The organism is Pseudomonas sp. SZ40 (genome assembly GCF_052958135.1).
In genome coordinates this window covers 76,881-94,920 of sequence record NZ_JBQWIF010000002.1, presented here as the reverse complement: position 1 = coordinate 94,920, position 18,040 = coordinate 76,881, and the positions used below count along the sequence as shown (strand labels likewise).

At 63.3% G+C, this 18,040-nt stretch carries 20 protein-coding genes; 12 read left to right on the top strand and 8 right to left on the bottom strand.

All coding sequences use genetic code 11. From position 1 onward, the window contains the following. Nucleotides 1–40: 40 nt before the first annotated feature. Nucleotides 41–364, top strand: coding sequence for a DUF3392 domain-containing protein (locus ACT9T4_RS02380; RefSeq protein ID WP_042552473.1), 324 nt, complete (start codon nucleotides 41–43; stop codon nucleotides 362–364). 6 nt (nucleotides 365–370) lie between these two features. Here the strand turns inward: ACT9T4_RS02380 and ACT9T4_RS02375 are convergent, their stop codons facing one another. The 3 genes from ACT9T4_RS02375 to rph all read right to left on the bottom strand — a co-directional run bounded on the left by ACT9T4_RS02375 (nucleotide 371) and on the right by rph (nucleotide 2,634). Continuing rightward, entirely contained in the window at nucleotides 371–1,375 is a 1,005-nt protein-coding gene (locus ACT9T4_RS02375) for a hypothetical protein (RefSeq protein ID WP_499115337.1), read from the bottom strand. Between the two features lie 135 nt (nucleotides 1,376–1,510). Continuing rightward, complete coding sequence (locus tag ACT9T4_RS02370) at nucleotides 1,511–1,885, bottom strand: DUF4870 domain-containing protein (RefSeq protein ID WP_042552475.1); 375 nt, start codon at nucleotides 1,883–1,885, stop codon at nucleotides 1,511–1,513. A gap of 26 nt (nucleotides 1,886–1,911) precedes the next feature. Continuing rightward, nucleotides 1,912–2,634, bottom strand: coding sequence for a ribonuclease PH (gene rph / locus ACT9T4_RS02365; RefSeq protein ID WP_042552476.1), 723 nt, complete (start codon nucleotides 2,632–2,634; stop codon nucleotides 1,912–1,914). A gap of 187 nt (nucleotides 2,635–2,821) precedes the next feature. Here rph and ACT9T4_RS02360 point away from each other — a divergent pair, with 187 nt between their 5' ends. From ACT9T4_RS02360 to ACT9T4_RS02340, 5 genes are all read left to right on the top strand, one after another. Continuing rightward, nucleotides 2,822–3,685, top strand: a complete 864-nt coding sequence (locus tag ACT9T4_RS02360; RefSeq protein WP_042552477.1) for a YicC/YloC family endoribonuclease — start codon at nucleotides 2,822–2,824, stop codon at nucleotides 3,683–3,685. 56 nt (nucleotides 3,686–3,741) lie between these two features. Next, nucleotides 3,742–4,359, top strand: coding sequence for a guanylate kinase (gmk, locus tag ACT9T4_RS02355; protein ID WP_042552478.1), 618 nt, complete (start codon nucleotides 3,742–3,744; stop codon nucleotides 4,357–4,359). 192 nt (nucleotides 4,360–4,551) lie between these two features. Beyond that, entirely contained in the window at nucleotides 4,552–4,815 is a 264-nt protein-coding gene (gene rpoZ / locus ACT9T4_RS02350; protein WP_042552479.1) for a DNA-directed RNA polymerase subunit omega, read from the top strand. Nucleotides 4,816–4,875: 60 nt separating this feature from the next. Further along, nucleotides 4,876–6,984, top strand: coding sequence for a bifunctional GTP diphosphokinase/guanosine-3',5'-bis pyrophosphate 3'-pyrophosphohydrolase (gene spoT, locus ACT9T4_RS02345; protein ID WP_042552480.1), 2,109 nt, complete (start codon nucleotides 4,876–4,878; stop codon nucleotides 6,982–6,984). Between the two features lie 164 nt (nucleotides 6,985–7,148). Then, on the top strand, nucleotides 7,149–7,529 hold the full coding sequence (locus ACT9T4_RS02340) for a RidA family protein (RefSeq protein WP_042552481.1): 381 nt from the start codon (nucleotides 7,149–7,151) through the stop codon (nucleotides 7,527–7,529). 41 nt (nucleotides 7,530–7,570) lie between these two features. On the opposite strand, the gene ACT9T4_RS02335 is transcribed toward ACT9T4_RS02340, so the two are convergent. Continuing rightward, nucleotides 7,571–8,428: an SDR family oxidoreductase gene (locus tag ACT9T4_RS02335; protein WP_499115332.1), complete on the bottom strand. Its 858-nt coding sequence runs from the start codon at nucleotides 8,426–8,428 to the stop codon at nucleotides 7,571–7,573. Nucleotides 8,429–9,055: 627 nt separating this feature from the next. On the opposite strand from ACT9T4_RS02335, the gene exbB reads away from it, so the two are divergent. The 6 genes from exbB (at nucleotide 9,056) to ACT9T4_RS02305 (ending at nucleotide 15,557) form a co-directional block, all read left to right on the top strand. Further along, nucleotides 9,056–9,736, top strand: a complete 681-nt coding sequence (exbB, locus tag ACT9T4_RS02330; protein ID WP_413694643.1) for a tonB-system energizer ExbB — start codon at nucleotides 9,056–9,058, stop codon at nucleotides 9,734–9,736. 4 nt (nucleotides 9,737–9,740) lie between these two features. Continuing rightward, nucleotides 9,741–10,169 (top strand): TonB system transport protein ExbD, encoded by a 429-nt coding sequence (gene exbD / locus ACT9T4_RS02325; protein WP_042552484.1) that lies wholly within the window; start codon nucleotides 9,741–9,743, stop codon nucleotides 10,167–10,169. Then, nucleotides 10,166–10,912, top strand: a complete 747-nt coding sequence (locus ACT9T4_RS02320) for an energy transducer TonB (RefSeq protein WP_042552485.1) — start codon at nucleotides 10,166–10,168, stop codon at nucleotides 10,910–10,912. The genes exbD and ACT9T4_RS02320 overlap by 4 nt, the downstream gene beginning before the upstream one ends. A 138-nt stretch (nucleotides 10,913–11,050) precedes the next feature. Then, nucleotides 11,051–11,974 (top strand): hydrogen peroxide-inducible genes activator, encoded by a 924-nt coding sequence (locus tag ACT9T4_RS02315; RefSeq protein WP_042552486.1) that lies wholly within the window; start codon nucleotides 11,051–11,053, stop codon nucleotides 11,972–11,974. An 8-nt stretch (nucleotides 11,975–11,982) separates the two neighbouring features. Further along, complete coding sequence (recG, locus tag ACT9T4_RS02310) at nucleotides 11,983–14,058, top strand: ATP-dependent DNA helicase RecG (protein WP_499115331.1); 2,076 nt, start codon at nucleotides 11,983–11,985, stop codon at nucleotides 14,056–14,058. A 95-nt stretch (nucleotides 14,059–14,153) separates the two neighbouring features. Beyond that, nucleotides 14,154–15,557: an aminoacyl-tRNA deacylase and HDOD domain-containing protein gene (locus ACT9T4_RS02305; RefSeq protein WP_042552488.1), complete on the top strand. Its 1,404-nt coding sequence runs from the start codon at nucleotides 14,154–14,156 to the stop codon at nucleotides 15,555–15,557. Between the two features lie 52 nt (nucleotides 15,558–15,609). On the opposite strand, the gene ACT9T4_RS02300 is transcribed toward ACT9T4_RS02305, so the two are convergent. From ACT9T4_RS02300 to ACT9T4_RS02285, 4 genes are all read right to left on the bottom strand, one after another. After that, a complete protein-coding gene (locus ACT9T4_RS02300; RefSeq protein ID WP_042552489.1) occupies nucleotides 15,610–15,999 on the bottom strand; it encodes a hypothetical protein in 390 nt (129 codons plus the stop codon). A gap of 220 nt (nucleotides 16,000–16,219) precedes the next feature. Continuing rightward, entirely contained in the window at nucleotides 16,220–16,492 is a 273-nt protein-coding gene (locus ACT9T4_RS02295; RefSeq protein WP_042552490.1) for an HU family DNA-binding protein, read from the bottom strand. A gap of 170 nt (nucleotides 16,493–16,662) precedes the next feature. Further along, entirely contained in the window at nucleotides 16,663–17,811 is a 1,149-nt protein-coding gene (locus ACT9T4_RS02290) for an FAD-dependent oxidoreductase (RefSeq protein WP_499115328.1), read from the bottom strand. Nucleotides 17,812–17,844: 33 nt separating this feature from the next. After that, complete coding sequence (locus tag ACT9T4_RS02285; RefSeq protein WP_042552492.1) at nucleotides 17,845–18,012, bottom strand: rubredoxin; 168 nt, start codon at nucleotides 18,010–18,012, stop codon at nucleotides 17,845–17,847. Between the last annotated feature and the right edge of the window lie 28 nt (nucleotides 18,013–18,040).

Here is an 18,040-nt window from a genome sequence, read left to right as displayed (position 1 = left end):
AGGCAGCAGGAATCAATCACGACGTGCCCAAGGAGCAACGATGGATTTTCTGCTGGACTTGATCGCCACCGTGTCACGCTGGAGTCGTGGCCACCTCAGCGAGATTTCCCTGGGGCTCATAGCCACCTTGCTGGTGCTGTTCGGCCCAGCCATCAACGCCTGGGTACAAGGCCGTATCGGCAGCTTCAACTTCGTGCTGCGCACGCTGATCTTCGTCGTGGTCTGCGTGGTCGGTTACGGCCTGGCGATGGTTTACCTGACGCCGCTGCTGACCCAGGTGCTTGGCCATTTCAACAACTACACCCTGGCGCCTGTCCTGCTGGTGGTGATGTTTCTGATCGGCGTGCTGGCGGATCGCAGCTGAACGGGCTCAGGGCACCAACTTGAACCAGTCGATCACACCCACATCCTTGTTCGGATAGATCCCCAGCACTTCACCCGCGGCGCTTTGCGCCACGGACAGGTCGGGCTCCACGGGCTTGCCGCTGCGGCGATCCTGCGCGGGGACATCGGCAATCGGGCTGAAGAGCAGATTGCCCTGATACTGACGAACGCGGGTTCCAGCCGGGTACTGCATGACCCCAAACTCCAGCGCCGCCGCCAGCTCACCTTGCCAATCCTGGAGGTCGCCTTGCGGGCCATCCAGCCATAGATTCACTGCGCGGATCTCCAACCCCTGAAAACGCGCGGGCGTGCTGCCTGCCTCCACCAGCCAGCGGCCTCTCTCGACGGCGTGCACGCTCACCTGCCCGGGCCAGGCGACCCCAGCCACCTCGCTGCCGGGCACCAGGGTGCAGGCCTCCAGATGCCAGTCGGCAAGCACGAATGGCGCACCGAACGGATAAGTGAAACTGACGGCTGCCTCTGGCGAGCAGTTCCAGCCCTGCAGCTTGGCGGCGTCCAGCAACTTCAACTCGGCCAGGCCTCGACCCGCGTCAAGATCGAGGCTCTGCACGCGCATGCCAAGTACCAGGCCAGGCTCGCGATCGAACTCGACGCGCTTGACGCTTTGCAAGCCATAAGCCAGTGGCTTGCCACTCAAGTCCTGCATGGGCTCCAGACGTTCCATCCACACCCGCGTACCCGCGGGTAGCGTCAGATCGCCGAGCACCTGACTGGTCTCCAGGCGAGGACTGAGGGCACGCCGTTCGAGCCAATGATCGAGCTGCCACCTGATGAATTGCATGGTGGGGAGACTGCCAGCGGCCAGGAATACCGCCAACAACCCGAACCACCAGCGGCGCTTCACAATGAAGCGTCTGGAGCGGCGCAACAGAAAGGCCACCAGCAATACCAGCAGCCCGCACAGGCACAGAACGGAAACCAGCAGGAACAACGAGCCGAGCATCATGGCCAGCGGATTAATCGGGATCATCGGTGTCCTTGTGAGCGCCAAACGCCAGTATCGCCGCAGAGCTTATAGAGTCGCCCGCGCCTGAATCAATACCTGCAGCGCCATAACGAAAAAGCCAGCAGTTAGCTGGCTTTTTCGTCGATCAGGGGGCGACCTTCACTTCACGAACCGCAAGCAGAACGGGTAGCGATAGGCGCGCCCTTCTCCCGCCTTGATACCGGCAATGATGGTCAGCACGATGGTACCGATGCACAGCAACCCCATCAGCAGGAAGCCGATCAGCACCAGCATCAGCAGCAGGCAGACGATGCCAGCGATGGCCACGGTGATCTGAAAGTTCAGCGCTTCCTTGCCCTGCTCGTCGATGAAGGCATCCTGATCCTTCTTGATCTGCCAGACGATCAGCGGGCCGATCAGGTTGCCGAAGGGAAAGATGAAACCGAGGGCCGCGGCGAAGTGGCAGATCATCGCCCACTGGCGCGCTTCCTTGCTGGGCTCGGGGGCGGGCGTCAACAGGTTGCTGTCATCCATCGTGGTTCTCCTCGGTCAGCGACCGGTCACTCGGCCAGGGCGGCCTGCTGCAGGGCGAACAGGTCGGTCATGCCTTGCTGCGCCAGGGCCAGCATGGCATTCAGCTCGGCAGGCTGGAAAGGCGCACCTTCAGCGGTGCCCTGAACTTCGATGAAGCCGCCGGTACTGGTCATCACGACGTTCAGATCGGTTTCGGCTGCGGAGTCTTCCAGGTAATCCAGATCAAGCACCGGCTCACCCTGATAGATGCCCACGGAAACCGCCGCGATCATCTGCTTGAGCGGGTCGCCGCCTTTCAGGCCGCCACGCTTCTTCATCACCTTGAGCGCATCGACCAGCGCGACCATGGCACCGGTGATCGAGGCGGTACGGGTACCACCATCGGCCTGGATCACGTCGCAATCGACATACAGGGTGTTTTCACCGAGCTTGCTCATGTCCAGCGCGGCACGCAGCGAGCGGCCGATCAGGCGCTGGATTTCCAGGGTACGGCCGCCCTGCTTGCCCTTGCTGGCCTCACGCTGATTGCGGTCACCGGTAGCACGCGGCAGCATGCCGTACTCGGCGGTCACCCAGCCCTGGCCCTGGCCCTTGAGGAAGCGCGGTACGCCCTGCTCGACGCTGACGGTGCAAATCACCTTGGTATCGCCGAACTCCACCAGCACCGAACCTTCGGCGTGCTTGGTGTAGTTGCGGGTGATGCGAATCGAGCGCAACTGATCGGCCGCGCGGCCACTGGGACGTTTCATCAAGGAATACCTGCTCGCGTTCTATATGGAATCGGAAATCTGTCGCGCATTATAGGGTCTGTTGCCGCCTGGCCGCGACCGCGCCTGTCCGACGGACGCGGTCACGATTGGGAGCCGTCGCCGCACTGCGCTACAATCGCGGCCTTTGGCCAACGCCAAACCGGCAGAACTTCACGAGGTAAGCAGCATGATCCACAGCATGACGGCCTTTGCCCGCACCGAGCAGGCAGGTGCCAACGGCACCCTGAGCTGGGAGCTGCGTTCGGTCAACCACCGCTACCTCGAGCCCCATCTGCGCCTGCCGGAAGCCTTTCGCGACCTCGAAGGCGCGGTACGCGAAGCGCTGCGCCAGGGCCTGTCGCGCGGCAAGGTGGAGTGCACCCTGCGCTTCACCGAAGACAGCGCCGGCAAACCGCTGCAGGTCGACCGCGACAAGGCCACGCAACTGATCGCCGCCGCAGAAAGCGTGGCAGCACTGATCAAGCAGCCGGCCCCGCTCAACCCACTGGAAGTCCTCAGCTGGCCAGGCGTTCTGGTAGCCGACGGCAGCGACCCTCAGGCCCTCAACAGCGCTGCCCTGAAACTCTTCGCCAGCGCCCTCGATGAACTGAAGAAAGGCCGCAGCCGTGAAGGCGCCGAGCTCGCCAAGCTGCTCAATGAACGCCTCGACAGCATGCTTGGTGAAGTGGCCGCCCTGCGCGAGCTGGTGCCGCAGATGCTCGACGTGCAGCGCCAGAAGATTCTCGAACGCTGCCGCGAGATGCAGGCCGACCTCGACCCGCAGCGCCTCGAACAGGAACTGGTGATGCTCGCGCAGAAGAGCGACGTGGCCGAAGAGCTGGATCGCCTGAGCACCCACGTCAGCGAAGTGCGTCGCGTGCTCAAGGCGGGCGGTGCGGCAGGCCGACGCCTGGACTTCCTGATGCAGGAGCTCAACCGCGAAGCCAACACCCTGGGTTCCAAGGCCTTCGACCCACGCAGCACGCAGGCAGCGGTCAACCTCAAGGTATTGATCGAGCAGATGCGCGAACAGGTTCAGAACATCGAATAATCGACGCCCGGCCTCCGCTGCGCGACCTCCCGACCTCACCGTTTCAGGACAGATCCATGAGCACCACCGGCACGCTCTACATTATTTCCGCCCCCTCGGGCGCTGGCAAAAGCAGCCTCGTCAAGGCGCTGATCGAAAGCGAACCCCATGTTCGCGTGTCGGTATCGCACACCACCCGCGCCATGCGCCCGGGTGAGAGTGACGGCGTGCACTATCACTTCGTGGATCACGCGCGATTCACCGCCATGCTCGAACAGAGCGAGTTCCTCGAGCACGCCCAGGTGTTCGGCAACTACTACGGCACCTCGCAGCGCGCGCTGGAGAAGACCCTGGCCGAGGGCATCGATCTGATTCTGGAGATCGACTGGCAAGGCGCTCAACAGGTACGCCGCCTGATGCCGCAGGCGAAGTCGATCTTCATCCTGCCGCCGACCCTCGAAGCGCTGCGCCACCGCCTGACCAGCCGCGGCCAGGACAGCGGTGAAGTGATCGAACAGCGCATGCGCGAAGCGGTCAGCGAAATGAGTCACTACGTCGAGTACGACTACATCGTGATCAACGATGATTTCTCCCACGCACTGAGCGACCTGAAGGCGATCTTCCGGGCCAATCAGTTGTTGCAACCGGCCCAGCAGCAGCGCCACCTGGGATTGCTCAACGAACTGCTGGCGTGAGGTGAAACGGGGCCGACTCACACCTGTGCGGCCCTGCAAAGGTCGCTCGAGCACCGAAAATCGCGCCCTGCGTTGCGAACTTGTGCCTTCCAGCGACTTTCTCTTCCCTTAATGCTGGCGTTTTTCTAGACTATCCAGTCCGCTCGCCCATTTGGGCCCAGCTTATTTTTTGCATTCGCTACGAGGAACACCATGGCCCGCGTTACCGTTGAAGATTGCCTGGACAACGTCGATAACCGCTTCGAGCTGGTCATGCTCGCCACCAAGCGTGCTCGTCAGATCGCTACCGGCGGCAAAGAGCCCAAGGTGGCATGGGAAAACGACAAGCCGACCGTGGTCGCTCTGCGTGAAATCGCCAGTGGCCTGGTAGACGCCGACATCGTCGCGCAGGAAGACATCATCGAAGAAGAGCCGCTGTTCGCTGCCTTCGAGGAAGAGGCGAACGAGCCTCTGTAAGCCTATGCCCGGTCGAAAGCGTACGTCGCAGGTGCACAAGGCCTGGCAAGGGAGCCTCCCATGCCGAGCATAGACGCCCTCGCCGATCGACTTTCGACCTACCTGGGTGACGAACAGGTCAATCTGGTTCGTCGCGCCTACTTCTACGCCGAACAGGCGCACGATGGGCAGCGTCGCCGCAGCGGCGAAGCCTACGTCACCCATCCGCTGGCCGTGGCCAGCATCCTCGCCGACATGCACATGGATCATCAGAGCCTGATGGCCGCCATGCTGCACGACGTGATCGAGGACACCGGGATCGCCAAGGAAGCCCTGCACGCGCAGTTCGGTGAATCGGTGGCAGAGCTGGTGGACGGCGTCAGCAAGCTGACCCAGATGAATTTCGAGACCAAGGCCGAGGCCCAGGCCGAAAACTTCCAGAAGATGGCCATGGCCATGGCGCGCGACATCCGCGTGATCCTGGTCAAGCTGGCCGACCGCCTGCATAACATGCGCACCCTGGAAGTGCTGTCCGGCGAAAAACGCCGACGCATCGCCAAGGAAACCCTGGAAATCTACGCCCCCATCGCCAATCGACTGGGCATGCACAGCATGCGCGTGGAATTCGAGGATCTTGGCTTCAAGGCCATGCACCCGATGCGCTCCGAGCGCATTCGTGCGGCCGTGCGCCGGGCCCGCGGCAATCGCAAGGAAATCGTCACCCGTATCGAGGAATCGCTGCTGCACTGCCTTGAACGCGAGGGCATGACGGGCGAGGTGATGGGCCGCGAGAAGCACCTGTACAGCATCTACCAGAAGATGCGTGGCAAACGCCGCGCCTTCAACGAGATAATGGACGTCTACGCCTTCCGCATCGTGGTCGACAAGGTCGACACCTGCTATCGCGTACTGGGCGCCGTGCACAATCTCTACAAGCCGCTGCCGGGCCGCTTCAAGGACTACATCGCGATCCCCAAGGCCAACGGCTACCAGTCGCTGCACACCACCCTGTTCGGCATGCATGGCGTGCCCATCGAGATCCAGATTCGCACCCGCGAAATGGAAGAGATGGCCAACAACGGCATCGCCGCGCACTGGCTGTACAAATCCAACGAAGATGAAACGCCGAAGGGCAACCACGCCCGCGCGCGCCAGTGGGTCAAGGGCGTGCTGGAGATGCAGCAACGCGCCGGCAACTCGCTGGAATTCATCGAGAGCGTGAAGATCGACCTGTTCCCGGACGAGGTCTACGTGTTCACGCCCAAGGGCCGCATCATGGAGCTACCCAAAGGCTCCACGGCGGTGGACTTCGCCTATGCGGTGCACACCGATGTCGGCAACACCTGCATCGCCTGCCGCATCAACCGCCGCCTGGCACCGCTTTCCCAGGCTCTGGAAAGCGGCTCCACGGTGGAAATCGTCAGCGCGCCGGGCGCACGCCCCAACCCGGCCTGGCTGAACTTCGTGGTCACCGGCAAGGCGCGCACTCACATTCGCCACGCCCTCAAGCAACAGCGCCGCTCCGAGTCGATCAACCTCGGCGAGCGCCTGCTCAACAAGGTGCTGGCCAGCTTCGAAAGCCATCTGGACAAGCTGCAGCCCGAGCGCCAGCAGGCGGTTCTCAACGAATACCGCCTGGAGACCTTCGAGGACCTGCTCGAGGATATCGGCCTGGGCAACCGCATGGCCTACGTGGTCGCTCGTCGACTGCTGGCCAGCGAAGGCGAGGAACTGCCCAACGCCGAGAGCCCACTGGCCATTCGCGGCACCGAGGGCCTGGTGCTCAGCTATGCCAAGTGCTGCACGCCGATTCCGGGCGACCCGATCGTCGGGCACCTCTCGGCCGGCAAGGGCATGGTGGTGCACATGGACACCTGCCGGAACATCAGCGAAGTACGCCACAACCCGGAAAAATGCATCCAGCTGTCCTGGGCCAAGGACGTCACGGGCGAGTTCAACGTCGAGCTGCGTGTCGAACTGGAGCACCAGCGCGGCCTCATCGCGCTGCTGGCCGGCAGTGTCAACGCGGCTGACGGCAACATCGAAAAGATCAGCATGGACGAACGCGACGGCCGCGTCAGCGTGGTCCAACTGGTGGTCAGCGTACACGACCGCGTCCACCTGGCGCGGGTGATCAAGAAGCTGCGCACCCTGCCCGGCGTCATGCGCATCACGCGCATGAAGGCATGACCCTCTCCCCAGCCGCCGGCACGCAGCGATTCCCGGCAACACCCAACGAAAGCCTCATCACCTTGACTCGGCTTGAGGTGGGCAACGCCAGCCTGTAGCCTGCCTGGGTTCTTCCTGCAGCTTGAGCCCTGTCGCTTGAAGCTGCCCTTACCCAGGAGTTTTCCATGAGCAAGAGCGTCATCAGCAGCGACAAGGCTCCGGCCGCCATCGGCACCTACTCCCAGGCTATCAAGGCCGGCAATACCGTTTACCTGTCCGGGCAAATTCCTCTGGACCCGAAGACGATGGAACTGGTGGAAGGCTTCGAGGCACAGACCGTGCAGGTATTCGAGAACCTCAAGTCGGTCATCGAAGCCGCCGGTGGCTCGTTCAAGGATGTGGTCAAGCTGAACATCTTCCTCACCGACCTTTCCCACTTCGCCACCGTCAACGAAGTGATGGGCCGCTACTTCCAGCAGCCCTACCCGGCCCGCGCTGCCATTGGCGTGGCCGCCCTGCCGAAGGGCGCGCAGGTCGAGATGGACGGCATTCTGGTCATCGACTGACCAGCGCCAACGCCCGGAGCCCAGGCTCCGGGCGACACGCCTTATCGTTCACGCAACACCGCGCCATACCCCTCTCGATAGCTGGGATATTGTGGCGACCAGCCCAGCGCCCGAGCCCGGGCATTGCTGCAGCGTTTGCTGCCGGAGCGGCGCACGGTCGACTCATGCGCCCAATGCTCGACACCGAGTTGCTGCCGTAGCCAGCCCACCACCTCGTGCAACGGCGCAGGCTCGTCATCCACACCGATATAACAGTCATCCAGTGGCTTGCCTGCCCAGTCCGCCTGAAGCAGAAAGGCCAGCAACCCGGCTGCGTCATCGGCATGGATGCGGTTGCCATAGAGCGGCGGCTCCACCGACACCCGATACCCCATGCGCACCTGCTTGAGCAGCCACTCACGGCCCGGACCGTATATGCCGGTCAGACGCACCACGGTGGCTGGCACCTCAGCCCCCCACGCCACCTGCTCCGCCTCGCGGATCACCCGGCCCGAGTAGCTCTGCGCCTGGGCGGGCGAGGTCTCGTCTATCCATTCGCCATCCGCCTGGGCGTACACGCCGCTGCTGGATACGAACAACAGGCGCTTCGGACGCTGTCCTCGCGACTGCAGCCAACTCAGTACGTGACGCAGGCCATCGACGTAGGCCCGACGGTAGCCGGGCTCGTCGTGCTCGGTGGCCGCCGCGCTGTATACCAGATAATCCAGTTCACCCTGCGGCCATTGCTCGGGGCAACCAGGCCCGTGCAGATCACCTGCGACCGGCAGAATGCCTTCGGGCAACTCGGACACCGTTCGGCGCATGCCGAAAACCTGCCAGCCAGCGCCATGCAGACGCACTGCAAGACGCCCCCCCACATCCCCGCACCCGGCGATCATCACGCTTGCAACTCTGCTCATCATTGCCCTCTCTCAGCCCGGCGAACGCTCTATCACGACGACCTGAATGTAATATAGTTACATTAACGCTTTCATAAACAAGAATTACTTGCAATAATGTTCAGCCTTTTTTGCCGCGCAGGGTTTCGCCCGCGCAGGTCACCGTCATCACACTTAGGTCCGGCAAGCATGAACTCTACCGCCCATAGCGCTAAGCCAACCACTGTCGCCGCTCGGCCGCAACGCCTCGGCGCGCTCCTCGCCCTGCTGCTCAGCCTGACGCTGGCTCCGACCGCGAGCTTCGCCGATCAGTCGGTGACTGCGCCTGCCGAGCCCGCTGCCGGTGCGCAGCAGGCACCTGACGCGAATGCTCAGATACCAGCACAAACGGACGCGGCACCAGCAGCACCTGCTCTGGATCCCCGCCTGGCCTCCGAAGAGCTGGAGAAGCGGATCGACGCCCTCGGCCCCGATGCCACTCCACAACAGATCAGGGAAGTGCGCGAACAGTTCATGATCGAGAATGGCGTGCCACCAGAAATCCTGCAGAACATGCTGGATCTGGCTGCAGCGGCCGATAATCTGGACATCGAAAATGGCTCCGCCGCCGAAGCAGAAGCGGTCTTCCACGATCTGTCCCCATGGGGCATGTATCAGGGCGCCGACGTCGTGGTCAAAAGCGTGATGATCGGCCTGGTGCTGGCATCCATCCTGACCTGGACCATCTGGATCGCCAAGACCATCGAACTGGTGACCGCACGTCGCCGTCTGCGTCGTGAAATCATCGAACTGAAAGGCGCCCGCAACCTGGCTCAGGCCAGCGACCAGGCTCGCGCCAAGCACAGTTTCAGCGAAATCCTCATCGAAGACGCCCGCGAAGAGCTGAAACTCTCGGCTACCAGCCGCGAGAAGGAAGGCATCAAGGAACGCGTCAGTTTCCGCCTCGAGCGCCTGGTCGGCGCCTGCGGTCGCGACATGAGCAAAGGCACCGGGGTACTCGCCACCATCGGTTCCACCGCCCCCTTCGTCGGCCTGTTCGGTACCGTCTGGGGCATCATGAACAGCTTCATCGGCATCGCCAAAACCCAGACCACCAACCTGGCCGTCGTCGCTCCAGGCATCGCCGAAGCACTGCTGGCCACCGCACTGGGCCTGGTTGCCGCGATTCCTGCGGTGATCATCTACAACGCCTTCTCGCGCTCGATCAGTGCCTACAAGGCGCAGGTCGCCGATGCATCCGCTCAGGTGCTGCTGCTGGTCAGCCGTGACCTGGACATGCTGCCGAACAGCGATCGCGCCCAACAGCCTCACATGGTCAAGGCGGGTTAAGGCCATGGGTCTTCATCTCAACGAAAACGGCGGCGACGATCTTCAGGAAAACCACGAGATCAACGTCACGCCCTTCATCGACGTGATGCTGGTGCTGCTGATCATCTTCATGGTCGCCGCGCCACTGGCTACCGTCGACGTGAAGATCGATCTGCCTGCATCCAGCGCCAAGCCGGCACCGCGCCCGGACAAGCCGATCTACCTGAGCATCAAGGACGACAAGAAGCTGTTCCTCGACAACGACGAGGTACAGCCGGCCATGCTCGGCGCGGCGCTGGACAAGCTGACGCAGAATGACAAGGACAAGACCATCTTCGTACGCGGTGACAAGGGCGTCGAATACGGCGACCTGATGGAAGTCATGGACACCCTGCGTGGCACCGGTTATCTGAAGATCGGCCTGGTAGGCCTGGAGACGGTCGGCTCGCAATGAAGAAATCCAGCCGCACGTTCTCCTGGTTCGCTAGCCTGGTCATCGTGGTTGGGCTGCACATCGGCCTGTTCCTCTGGGCCATGTACTGGCAACCTCAGGCGACGCCCATCGAACTGCCCCCCGCAGCCATGATCGTCGAACTGGAGCCACTGCCCCCGGCCGCGCCCAAGCCTGCACCGCCACCGCCACCGGAAGTCGTTCCGGAGGAGCCCGAGCCTCAGCCGAAACTGGTCGAAGCGCCGAAGCCGACGCTGGCGGTGACGCCACCCAAGCCCAAGCCGAAGCCCAAACCCAAGCCGCCGAAGCCCAAGCCACCCGAGCCGAAGCCGCCGGAGCCTCAGGACGAACCGCCAGAAGACGCCCCACCTGCGCCTCCTGCACCGGCGCAAGCCAAGCCGGCCGCCCCCCAGCAGGCGCCGATCAGTTCGCCGAGCAAGGCTGAAGTCAGCTGGCAGAGTGAGCTGCTGGGCCACCTGGCCAAGCACAAGCGCTACCCGGAAGACGCGCGCCGTCGCGGTCTCGAGGGCGTCAACCGCTTGCGTTTCGTGGTCGATGCCAATGGCATGGTGCTGTCGTACACGCTGGTCGGCAAATCCAGCAGTGCGTCCTTGGACCGGGCCACGCTGCAGATGATCCGCCGTGCACAACCGCTGCCGAAACCGCCAGCCGAACTGCTCAAGGATGGCAGCGTGGAAATCGTCGCACCATTCATCTACTCCCTGGAGCGCGGCCGCGGCCGCTGATGCCGTTATCCGCCCCTGGCCGAAAAGCCGGGGCGGATACCCTCCCCAGCTGCAATATCCGCCCCGCAGACACACCTCAGTGGTTGGTTACATGGAAGACAGCGGCTATGCTTGGCTGCATCTCAATGGACTAAGACTATGACCCTCACTGAACTGCGCTACATCGTGACGCTCGCTCAGGAACAACATTTCGGTCGAGCCGCGGAGCGCTGTCACGTCAGCCAGCCCACCCTGTCGGTCGGCGTCAAGAAACTCGAAGACGAACTGGGCGTGCTGATCTTCGAACGCAGCAAGAGCGCCGTGCGCCTGACGCCAGTCGGCGAAGGCATCGTCACCCAGGCTCAGAAGGTACTGGAGCAGGCTCAGGGCATCCGCGAGTTGGCCCAGGCTGGCAAGAACCAGTTGGCGGCACCGCTGAAGATCGGCGCCATCTATACGGTCGGCCCGTATCTGTTCCCTCATCTGATCCCACAGCTGCATCGCGTGGCCACCCAGATGCCGCTGTACATCGAAGAAAACTTCACCCACGTGCTGCGCGACAAACTGCGCACCGGCGAGCTGGACGCGATCATCGTCGCGCTGCCGTTCCAGGAAGCCGACGTGCTGACCCTGCCGCTGTACGACGAGCCCTTCTACGCCCTGCTGCCTGCCGATCACCCGTGGACGGCGATGAAGACCATCGACACCAAGCTGCTAAATGACAAGAGTCTGCTGCTGCTTGGCGAGGGCCATTGTTTCCGTGACCAGGTGCTGGAGGCCTGCCCGACCTTGCGCAAAGGCGAGGAACAAGCCCGGCACACCACGGTGGAATCCAGCTCGCTGGAAACCATCCGTCATATGGTCGCCTCGGGCCTCGGCGTTTCCATCCTGCCGTTCTCGGCAGTGGACAGCCACCACTATGCCCCGGGCGTGATCGAAGTACGCCCCCTCAGCCCGCCGGCGCCGTTCCGCACCGTAGCCATCGCCTGGCGCGCCAGCTTCCCCCGGCCGAAGGCCATCGAAGTGCTGGCCGACTCCATCCGCCTGTGCTCGGTTGCCAAGCCCCTGCCGCTTAACGTCTGAGGGCAACGATGAGTGAGCTGTCGACGGTTTCCGTCACCGACCTCAAAGGCGTTGGTGCGGCCCTGGCGGAAAAACTCGCCAAGGTTGGCCTGGAAACCCTGCAGGACATCCTTTTCCACCTGCCTCTGCGCTATCAGGATCGCACCCGGATCGTCCCTATCGGTGCCCTGCGACCTGGCCAGGATGCCGTGGTCGAGGGCACCGTTTCCGGGGCCGATGTGGTCATGGGCAGGCGTCGCAGCCTGCTGGTGCGCCTGAGTGACGGCAGTGGCACGCTCAGTCTGCGCTTCTACCATTTCAGCAATGCGCAGAAGGAAGGCCTCAAGCGTGGTACCCAGGTGCGCTGCTACGGTGAAATCCGCCCGGGTTCGTCCGGGCTGGAGATTTACCATCCCGAGTACCGCGCGCTCTCCGGGGACGAACCGCCGGCCGTGGAACAAACCCTGACGCCGATCTATCCGACCACCGAAGGGCTGACCCAACAGCGCCTGCGCCAGCTCAGCGAACAGGCTCTGGTTCGCCTTGGCCCGCACAGCCTGCCGGACTGGCTACCCCGCGAGCTGGCCGACGACTATCAGCTGGCGCCGCTGGACCAGGCGATCCGCTACCTGCATCGCCCGCCACCGGATGCAGACCTCGAGGAGCTCGCCGAAGGCCGGCACTGGGCCCAGCATCGGCTGGCCTTCGAAGAACTGCTGACCCACCAGCTGTCGATGCAGCGCCTGCGAGAAAGCGCTCGTGCGCAGCGCGCGCCTGCATTGCCGGTCGCGCAGAAGCTGCCAGGTAAATTCCTCGCCAACCTCGGCTTCACCCCCACCGGTGCGCAGCAGCGGGTCGGCGCAGAAATCGCCTATGACCTGAGCCAGGGCGAACCGATGCTGCGCCTGGTGCAGGGCGATGTGGGTGCCGGCAAGACCGTGGTCGCGGCCTTCGCCGCACTGCAGGCAATCGAAGCCGGCTATCAGGTCGCGCTGATGGCGCCCACGGAAATCCTCGCCGAGCAGCATTACCTCAATTTCAGCCGTTGGCTGCAGCCGCTGGGCCTGGAAACCGCCTGGCTGGCCGGCAAGCTCAAGGGCAAGGCGCGCGCCACCGCCCTGGAACAGATCGCTGCCGGTGCCCCCATGGTGGTCGGCACCCACGCCCTGTTCCAGGAAGAGGTGCGCTTTCGCAACCTGGCCCTGGCGATCATCGACGAACAGCACCGTTTCGGCGTACAGCAGCGTCTGGCACTGCGCCAGAAAGGCGTTGGCGGCCGGCTCAGCCCACATCAGCTGATCATGACCGCGACGCCCATCCCACGCACGCTGGCGATGAGCGCCTATGCGGATCTGGACACCTCGATTCTCGACGAACTGCCGCCGGGCCGTACACCGGTGAACACCGTACTGGTGGCGGACAGCCGTCGCTTCGAGGTGGTCGAGCGGGTGCGCTCGGCCTGCAACGAAGGCCGTCAGGCGTACTGGGTCTGCACGCTGATCGAAGAGTCCGAGGAGTTGACCTGCCAGGCGGCGGAAACCACCTACGAAGACCTGGCTGCAGCGCTGGTCGGTCAGCAGGTCGGCTTGATCCACGGGCGCATGAAGCCCGCCGAAAAAGCCGCGGTGATGGATCAGTTCAAACAGGGTCAACTACAGTTGCTGGTAGCCACCACGGTGATCGAGGTGGGCGTCGACGTGCCCAATGCCAGCCTGATGATCATCGAGAATCCCGAGCGCCTTGGCCTGGCACAACTGCATCAGTTAAGGGGAAGGGTCGGCCGGGGCAGCGCGGCCAGCCATTGCGTGCTGCTCTACCATCCGCCGCTGTCACAGATCGGTCGCGAGCGGCTGGGCATCATGCGCGAAACCTGTGATGGCTTCATCATTGCGGAGAAGGATCTCGAGCTGCGCGGCCCCGGAGAAATGCTCGGCACTCGACAAACCGGCCTGCTGCAGTTCAAGGTAGCTGATCTGATGCGTGATGCCGACCTGCTGCCAGCGGTTCGCGATGCGGCTCAGGCCCTGCTGGAGCACTGGCCACAGCATGTCAGCCCGCTGCTGGAACGCTGGCTGCGGCATGGTCAACAATATGGGCAAGTTTGAACATTACATAGGACGATCGTCGACTCGCGAGGTCGCATTGTCAGCTTGCTGGTTATACTTGGGGAGCTGCATCCCCCTTTACGACGGAACACGTCATGACTGAAGTAGCCATCGCCGACCTCTCCCCCCAACCGCCTCTGGTGATTCGCCAGTTGCTGGAAAAGCTTGGTCTGAGCTATCAGGTGCGCAATGAGCAGCCTGGGCTGCCAGCCGCACAGCGCGTACAGACCGTGCTGCTCGAGGATGCGGTGGGCGCCCTGCTGGTGCTGTTCCCTCAGAACCAGTTGCTGGACCTCAATCGCCTGGCCGAATTGACCGGTCGCAAGCTCACGGCGGTCAAACCCGAGCGCCTGGATCGCATGCTCGGCAAGCATGACCTGGTGATACTGCCCGGCATCCCCGCACTGACCAGCTCGCCCTGCCTGTACGACGAGCGCTTGCTCGAGGCGCCGAGCCTGTACATCCAGTCGGGCGAGCCCGGCGTGCTGCTGGAGCTCCATACCGAATCCTTCAAGGGCCTGCTGGGCAAGGCCAGTGCCGCGCGCTTCGGCGAGCCGGTGAGCAAGGTGCGGCTCAATCTGACCCGCCCCGACGATGATCGCAACGAGATCAGCCACGCCGTACAGGCCTTCACCGCGCGGCGCATCCAGCAACGTCTGGAAGAGACCATCGAGATTCCACCGCTGGCGGAAACCGCGCAGAAGATCATCAAGCTGCGGGTCGACCCCAACGCCACTGTCGACGATATCACCGGCGTGGTCGAGACCGACCCGGCCCTGGCGGCGCAGGTGGTGAGCTGGGCGGCATCGCCCTACTACGCCGCCCCCGGCAAGATCCGCTCGGTGGAAGACGCCATCGTTCGCGTACTGGGCTTCGACCTGGTGATCAACCTGGCCCTGGGCCTGGCCCTGGGCAAGACCCTCAGCCTGCCCAAGGACCAACCGCAGCAGACCACGCCCTACTGGCAACAGGCGATCTACACCGCCGCCGTGATCGAAGGCCTGACGCGCGCCATGCCGCGTGCCCAACGCCCGGAAGCAGGTCTGACCTACCTGGCCGGGCTGCTGCACAACTTCGGCAATCTGGTGCTGGCTCACGTGTTCCCGCCGCACTTCTCGCTGATCTGCCGCCACCTGGAGGTCAACCAGCACCTGCCACACAGCTATATCGAGCAGCACCTGCTGGGCATCAGCCGCGAACAGATCGGCTCCTGGCTGATGCGTTACTGGGACATGCCCGAAGAGCTGGCGGTGGCACTGCGCTTTCAGCACGACTCGAGCTACAGCGGCAACCACTCCACCTACCCGAACCTGGTCTATCTGGCGGTCAGCCTGTTGCGCAACCACGGCATCGGTACCGGGCCGGAGCGTGAAATCCCGCAGAGCCTGCTCGACAACCTGGGCATTACCCGGGACAAGGCGGAAGAAGCGCTGAGCAAGGTGCTGGCCGCAGAGGTCGCGCTACGCGATCTCGCGTCGCAGTTCGGGTCACCGAACTGATAGCGGCTGCGGCCACTCGCGCTGCGCGTGGCCGCGAAGGTTTTCCGCTGGATCAGGCCGCTTTCTTGTCGGCCGGGCGCTTGGGACGCAGGTATTTGGTCAGACCCTGAAACCAGATCACCAGAGCGGGATTGCCCTGAATCTGGATGTCCTTGTTCTGGATACCCTGCATGAAGGCCAGTTGCTTGTTCTTCGCCGTCAGGGTGGCGAAGCCGAAAGGTGAATCCTTGAAGCCGATGGCGAAGGCCGGCTCGCTGGCCATGCCGCGCTTGCTGCTGACGCGCTGTTCACGGACGACGAAGTGACGAGCGACTTTGCCATCGAGCGTATGCAACTGAAACACCAGATCGCGACCCTCCAGTTGCTGACGGAATGCCGGATTGTCACGGCTTGCCTTGGCCATGAGACGGCCCAGCATCCAGAGAAGAAAACGGAATTTCATGGCATGGCCTGCTTGGGCGGAGAAAACGGAGGCCGCCGATTGTAGCGACTTACCGCAAGCCTGACAGCTAGCCTGGGGACATTGCTAGCGCCAGCTCCAGACGAGGGTCTGCTGACATTTCGGAACAGCCGGCTTTCAACACCCGCATGACTGAGCGCAGTAGTTTTCACACATTCCGTGATTGCCAGCATTGCGCTGAAACGTCAGCAGACCCCAGGGCTCAGTTGACCGAGTCCTTGAGAGCTTTGCCGGGTTTGAAGGCGACGGTGTTGCTGGCCTTGATCTTCACCGGCTCCCCGGTCTGCGGGTTCTTGCCGGTACGAGCACCGCGATGGCGCTGTACGAACGTACCGAAGCCGACCAGCGTCACACTGTCCTTGCGGTTCAGTGCACCGGTGATTTCTTCGAGAACGGCGTTGAGTACACGATTGGCCTGATCCTTGGTCAGATCGGCTTTTTCCGCGATAGCGGCGGCGAGTTCGGGTTTGCGCATAAATGCCTCATTTACGGTTTGTTGTTGTTGTGTTCCGTGCCATGCGGCGCCAAGGCGCCGCGACAGCTCTACACTGCGGCAGGCATGGGGAGAATGGCACGCTCCAGAGGGCTTCGCCAGCCCCGTTTCAGGCTAAATCAGGCAATTTTGTCGAGCAGGCGACAGAACGCTCAGGGCAGCAGGGCCGGCAGTTGACGATTGAGTGCCAGTTTTTCCTGAACCGCTGCGCCGGTCAGCGCATACCCCAGCAGGGCGCCAGAGGCGTCGTGGCATAGCGCCCGTATATCCGCACCGCTGCCCTCGACCGTCCAGTTGCCATGGCTTCCACGCGGTGGTGGCGACACGACCAATGGGCAGGCAGGGGTTTTCACGGTCACCGGCATGGCCCCGTAGGTCACTTCTCCCGGCGTACCGCTGAGGGTTTTCGCCAGTGCACGGGCGCAGGCCATCAGCGGCATCACATAAAGCAGATTGAGACCGTCGACCTCCGCACAATCGCCGAGTGCGTAGATATTAGCGTGGGAGGTGCGCAGTTGGCGGTCGACCATGACGCCGCGGTTGATGGCCAGGCCGGCAGCGGCAGCCAGATCGGTGCGCGGGCGCAGACCAACCGCAGAGATCACCAGATCACAGGCGATCGACCGGCCATCGGACAGATGCGCCTCGAGCCCGTCACCCGCATGTTGCAGCCGGCTGACCACCGGCCCCAGGTGCAAGCGCACGCCCAATGCCTCCAGCCCCGCCTGCACGGCAGCCGCCGCTTCGGCAGGCAGCAGGGCCGGCATCAGTTGTTCGCAAGGTGCAACCAGATCGACCTCGTAGCCACCGAGCGACAGGTCGTTGGCGAACTCGCAGCCGATCAGGCCGGCGCCCAGAATCAGCACGCGGCGCTTGCCCTGTGCCGCCTGGCGAAAATGCCCGTAACCGTGCAGGTCGTTGACCGTGAACAACTCCTCGCTGGCGTCGCCCTCGATGGGCACGCGCAGCACCTCGGCGCCCCAGGCGAGCACCAGATCACGGTATGGCACCGCCTCCTCGCCGATCCACAGGCGTTTGTGCCCCGGGTCGATACCGGTAACCCGCGTGTGGGTCCATACCTGGGCAGCCAGCTGTTCGGCCATCGCCCCAGGCTCGGCCATGCACAGGCCATCGGCATCCTTGCTCTTGGCGAAGCCGGTGGACAGCATCGGCTTGGAGTAAGAACGACCATCATCGGCAGTGATCAGCAACAGCGGCGTTTCGCTGTCCAGCTTGCGAAATTCACGTGCCAGGTTGTAGCCGGCCAGGCCGGTGCCGACGATTACCACGGGGTCGCTCATTGCTCGTTCCTGTTGGGTTGGTCTCGCGAGGGCTCAGTTGATCTCGATCATCTCGAAGTCGATCTTGCCCACGCCACAGTCGGGGCACAGCCAGTCTTCCGGCACATCTTCCCAGCGGGTGCCGGGCTCGATGCCGTCATCGGGCCAGCCATCACGCTCGTCGTAGATCAGTCCGCAGACCACACATTGCCACTTTTTCATAAACGCTCTCCGGCGTAGTCACGGTCAT

Coding starts and splice junctions, on each gene's coding strand:
- recG (WP_499115331.1), top strand. CDS start 11,983: ATGAGTGAGCTGTCGACGGTTTCCGTCACCGACCTCAAAGGCGTTGGT.
- rph (WP_042552476.1), bottom strand. CDS start 2,634: ATGAAACGTCCCAGTGGCCGCGCGGCCGATCAGTTGCGCTCGATTCGC.
- ACT9T4_RS02305 (WP_042552488.1), top strand. CDS start 14,154: ATGACTGAAGTAGCCATCGCCGACCTCTCCCCCCAACCGCCTCTGGTG.
- rpoZ (WP_042552479.1), top strand. CDS start 4,552: ATGGCCCGCGTTACCGTTGAAGATTGCCTGGACAACGTCGATAACCGC.
- ACT9T4_RS02290 (WP_499115328.1), bottom strand. CDS start 17,811: ATGAGCGACCCCGTGGTAATCGTCGGCACCGGCCTGGCCGGCTACAAC.
- ACT9T4_RS02340 (WP_042552481.1), top strand. CDS start 7,149: ATGAGCAAGAGCGTCATCAGCAGCGACAAGGCTCCGGCCGCCATCGGC.
- ACT9T4_RS02295 (WP_042552490.1), bottom strand. CDS start 16,492: ATGCGCAAACCCGAACTCGCCGCCGCTATCGCGGAAAAAGCCGATCTG.
- ACT9T4_RS02285 (WP_042552492.1), bottom strand. CDS start 18,012: ATGAAAAAGTGGCAATGTGTGGTCTGCGGACTGATCTACGACGAGCGT.
- ACT9T4_RS02335 (WP_499115332.1), bottom strand. CDS start 8,428: ATGAGCAGAGTTGCAAGCGTGATGATCGCCGGGTGCGGGGATGTGGGG.
- ACT9T4_RS02320 (WP_042552485.1), top strand. CDS start 10,166: ATGAAGAAATCCAGCCGCACGTTCTCCTGGTTCGCTAGCCTGGTCATC.
- ACT9T4_RS02300 (WP_042552489.1), bottom strand. CDS start 15,999: ATGAAATTCCGTTTTCTTCTCTGGATGCTGGGCCGTCTCATGGCCAAG.
- ACT9T4_RS02360 (WP_042552477.1), top strand. CDS start 2,822: ATGATCCACAGCATGACGGCCTTTGCCCGCACCGAGCAGGCAGGTGCC.
- exbB (WP_413694643.1), top strand. CDS start 9,056: ATGTATCAGGGCGCCGACGTCGTGGTCAAAAGCGTGATGATCGGCCTG.
- gmk (WP_042552478.1), top strand. CDS start 3,742: ATGAGCACCACCGGCACGCTCTACATTATTTCCGCCCCCTCGGGCGCT.
- ACT9T4_RS02380 (WP_042552473.1), top strand. CDS start 41: ATGGATTTTCTGCTGGACTTGATCGCCACCGTGTCACGCTGGAGTCGT.
- spoT (WP_042552480.1), top strand. CDS start 4,876: ATGCCGAGCATAGACGCCCTCGCCGATCGACTTTCGACCTACCTGGGT.
- ACT9T4_RS02315 (WP_042552486.1), top strand. CDS start 11,051: ATGACCCTCACTGAACTGCGCTACATCGTGACGCTCGCTCAGGAACAA.
- exbD (WP_042552484.1), top strand. CDS start 9,741: ATGGGTCTTCATCTCAACGAAAACGGCGGCGACGATCTTCAGGAAAAC.
- ACT9T4_RS02375 (WP_499115337.1), bottom strand. CDS start 1,375: ATGATCCCGATTAATCCGCTGGCCATGATGCTCGGCTCGTTGTTCCTG.
- ACT9T4_RS02370 (WP_042552475.1), bottom strand. CDS start 1,885: ATGGATGACAGCAACCTGTTGACGCCCGCCCCCGAGCCCAGCAAGGAA.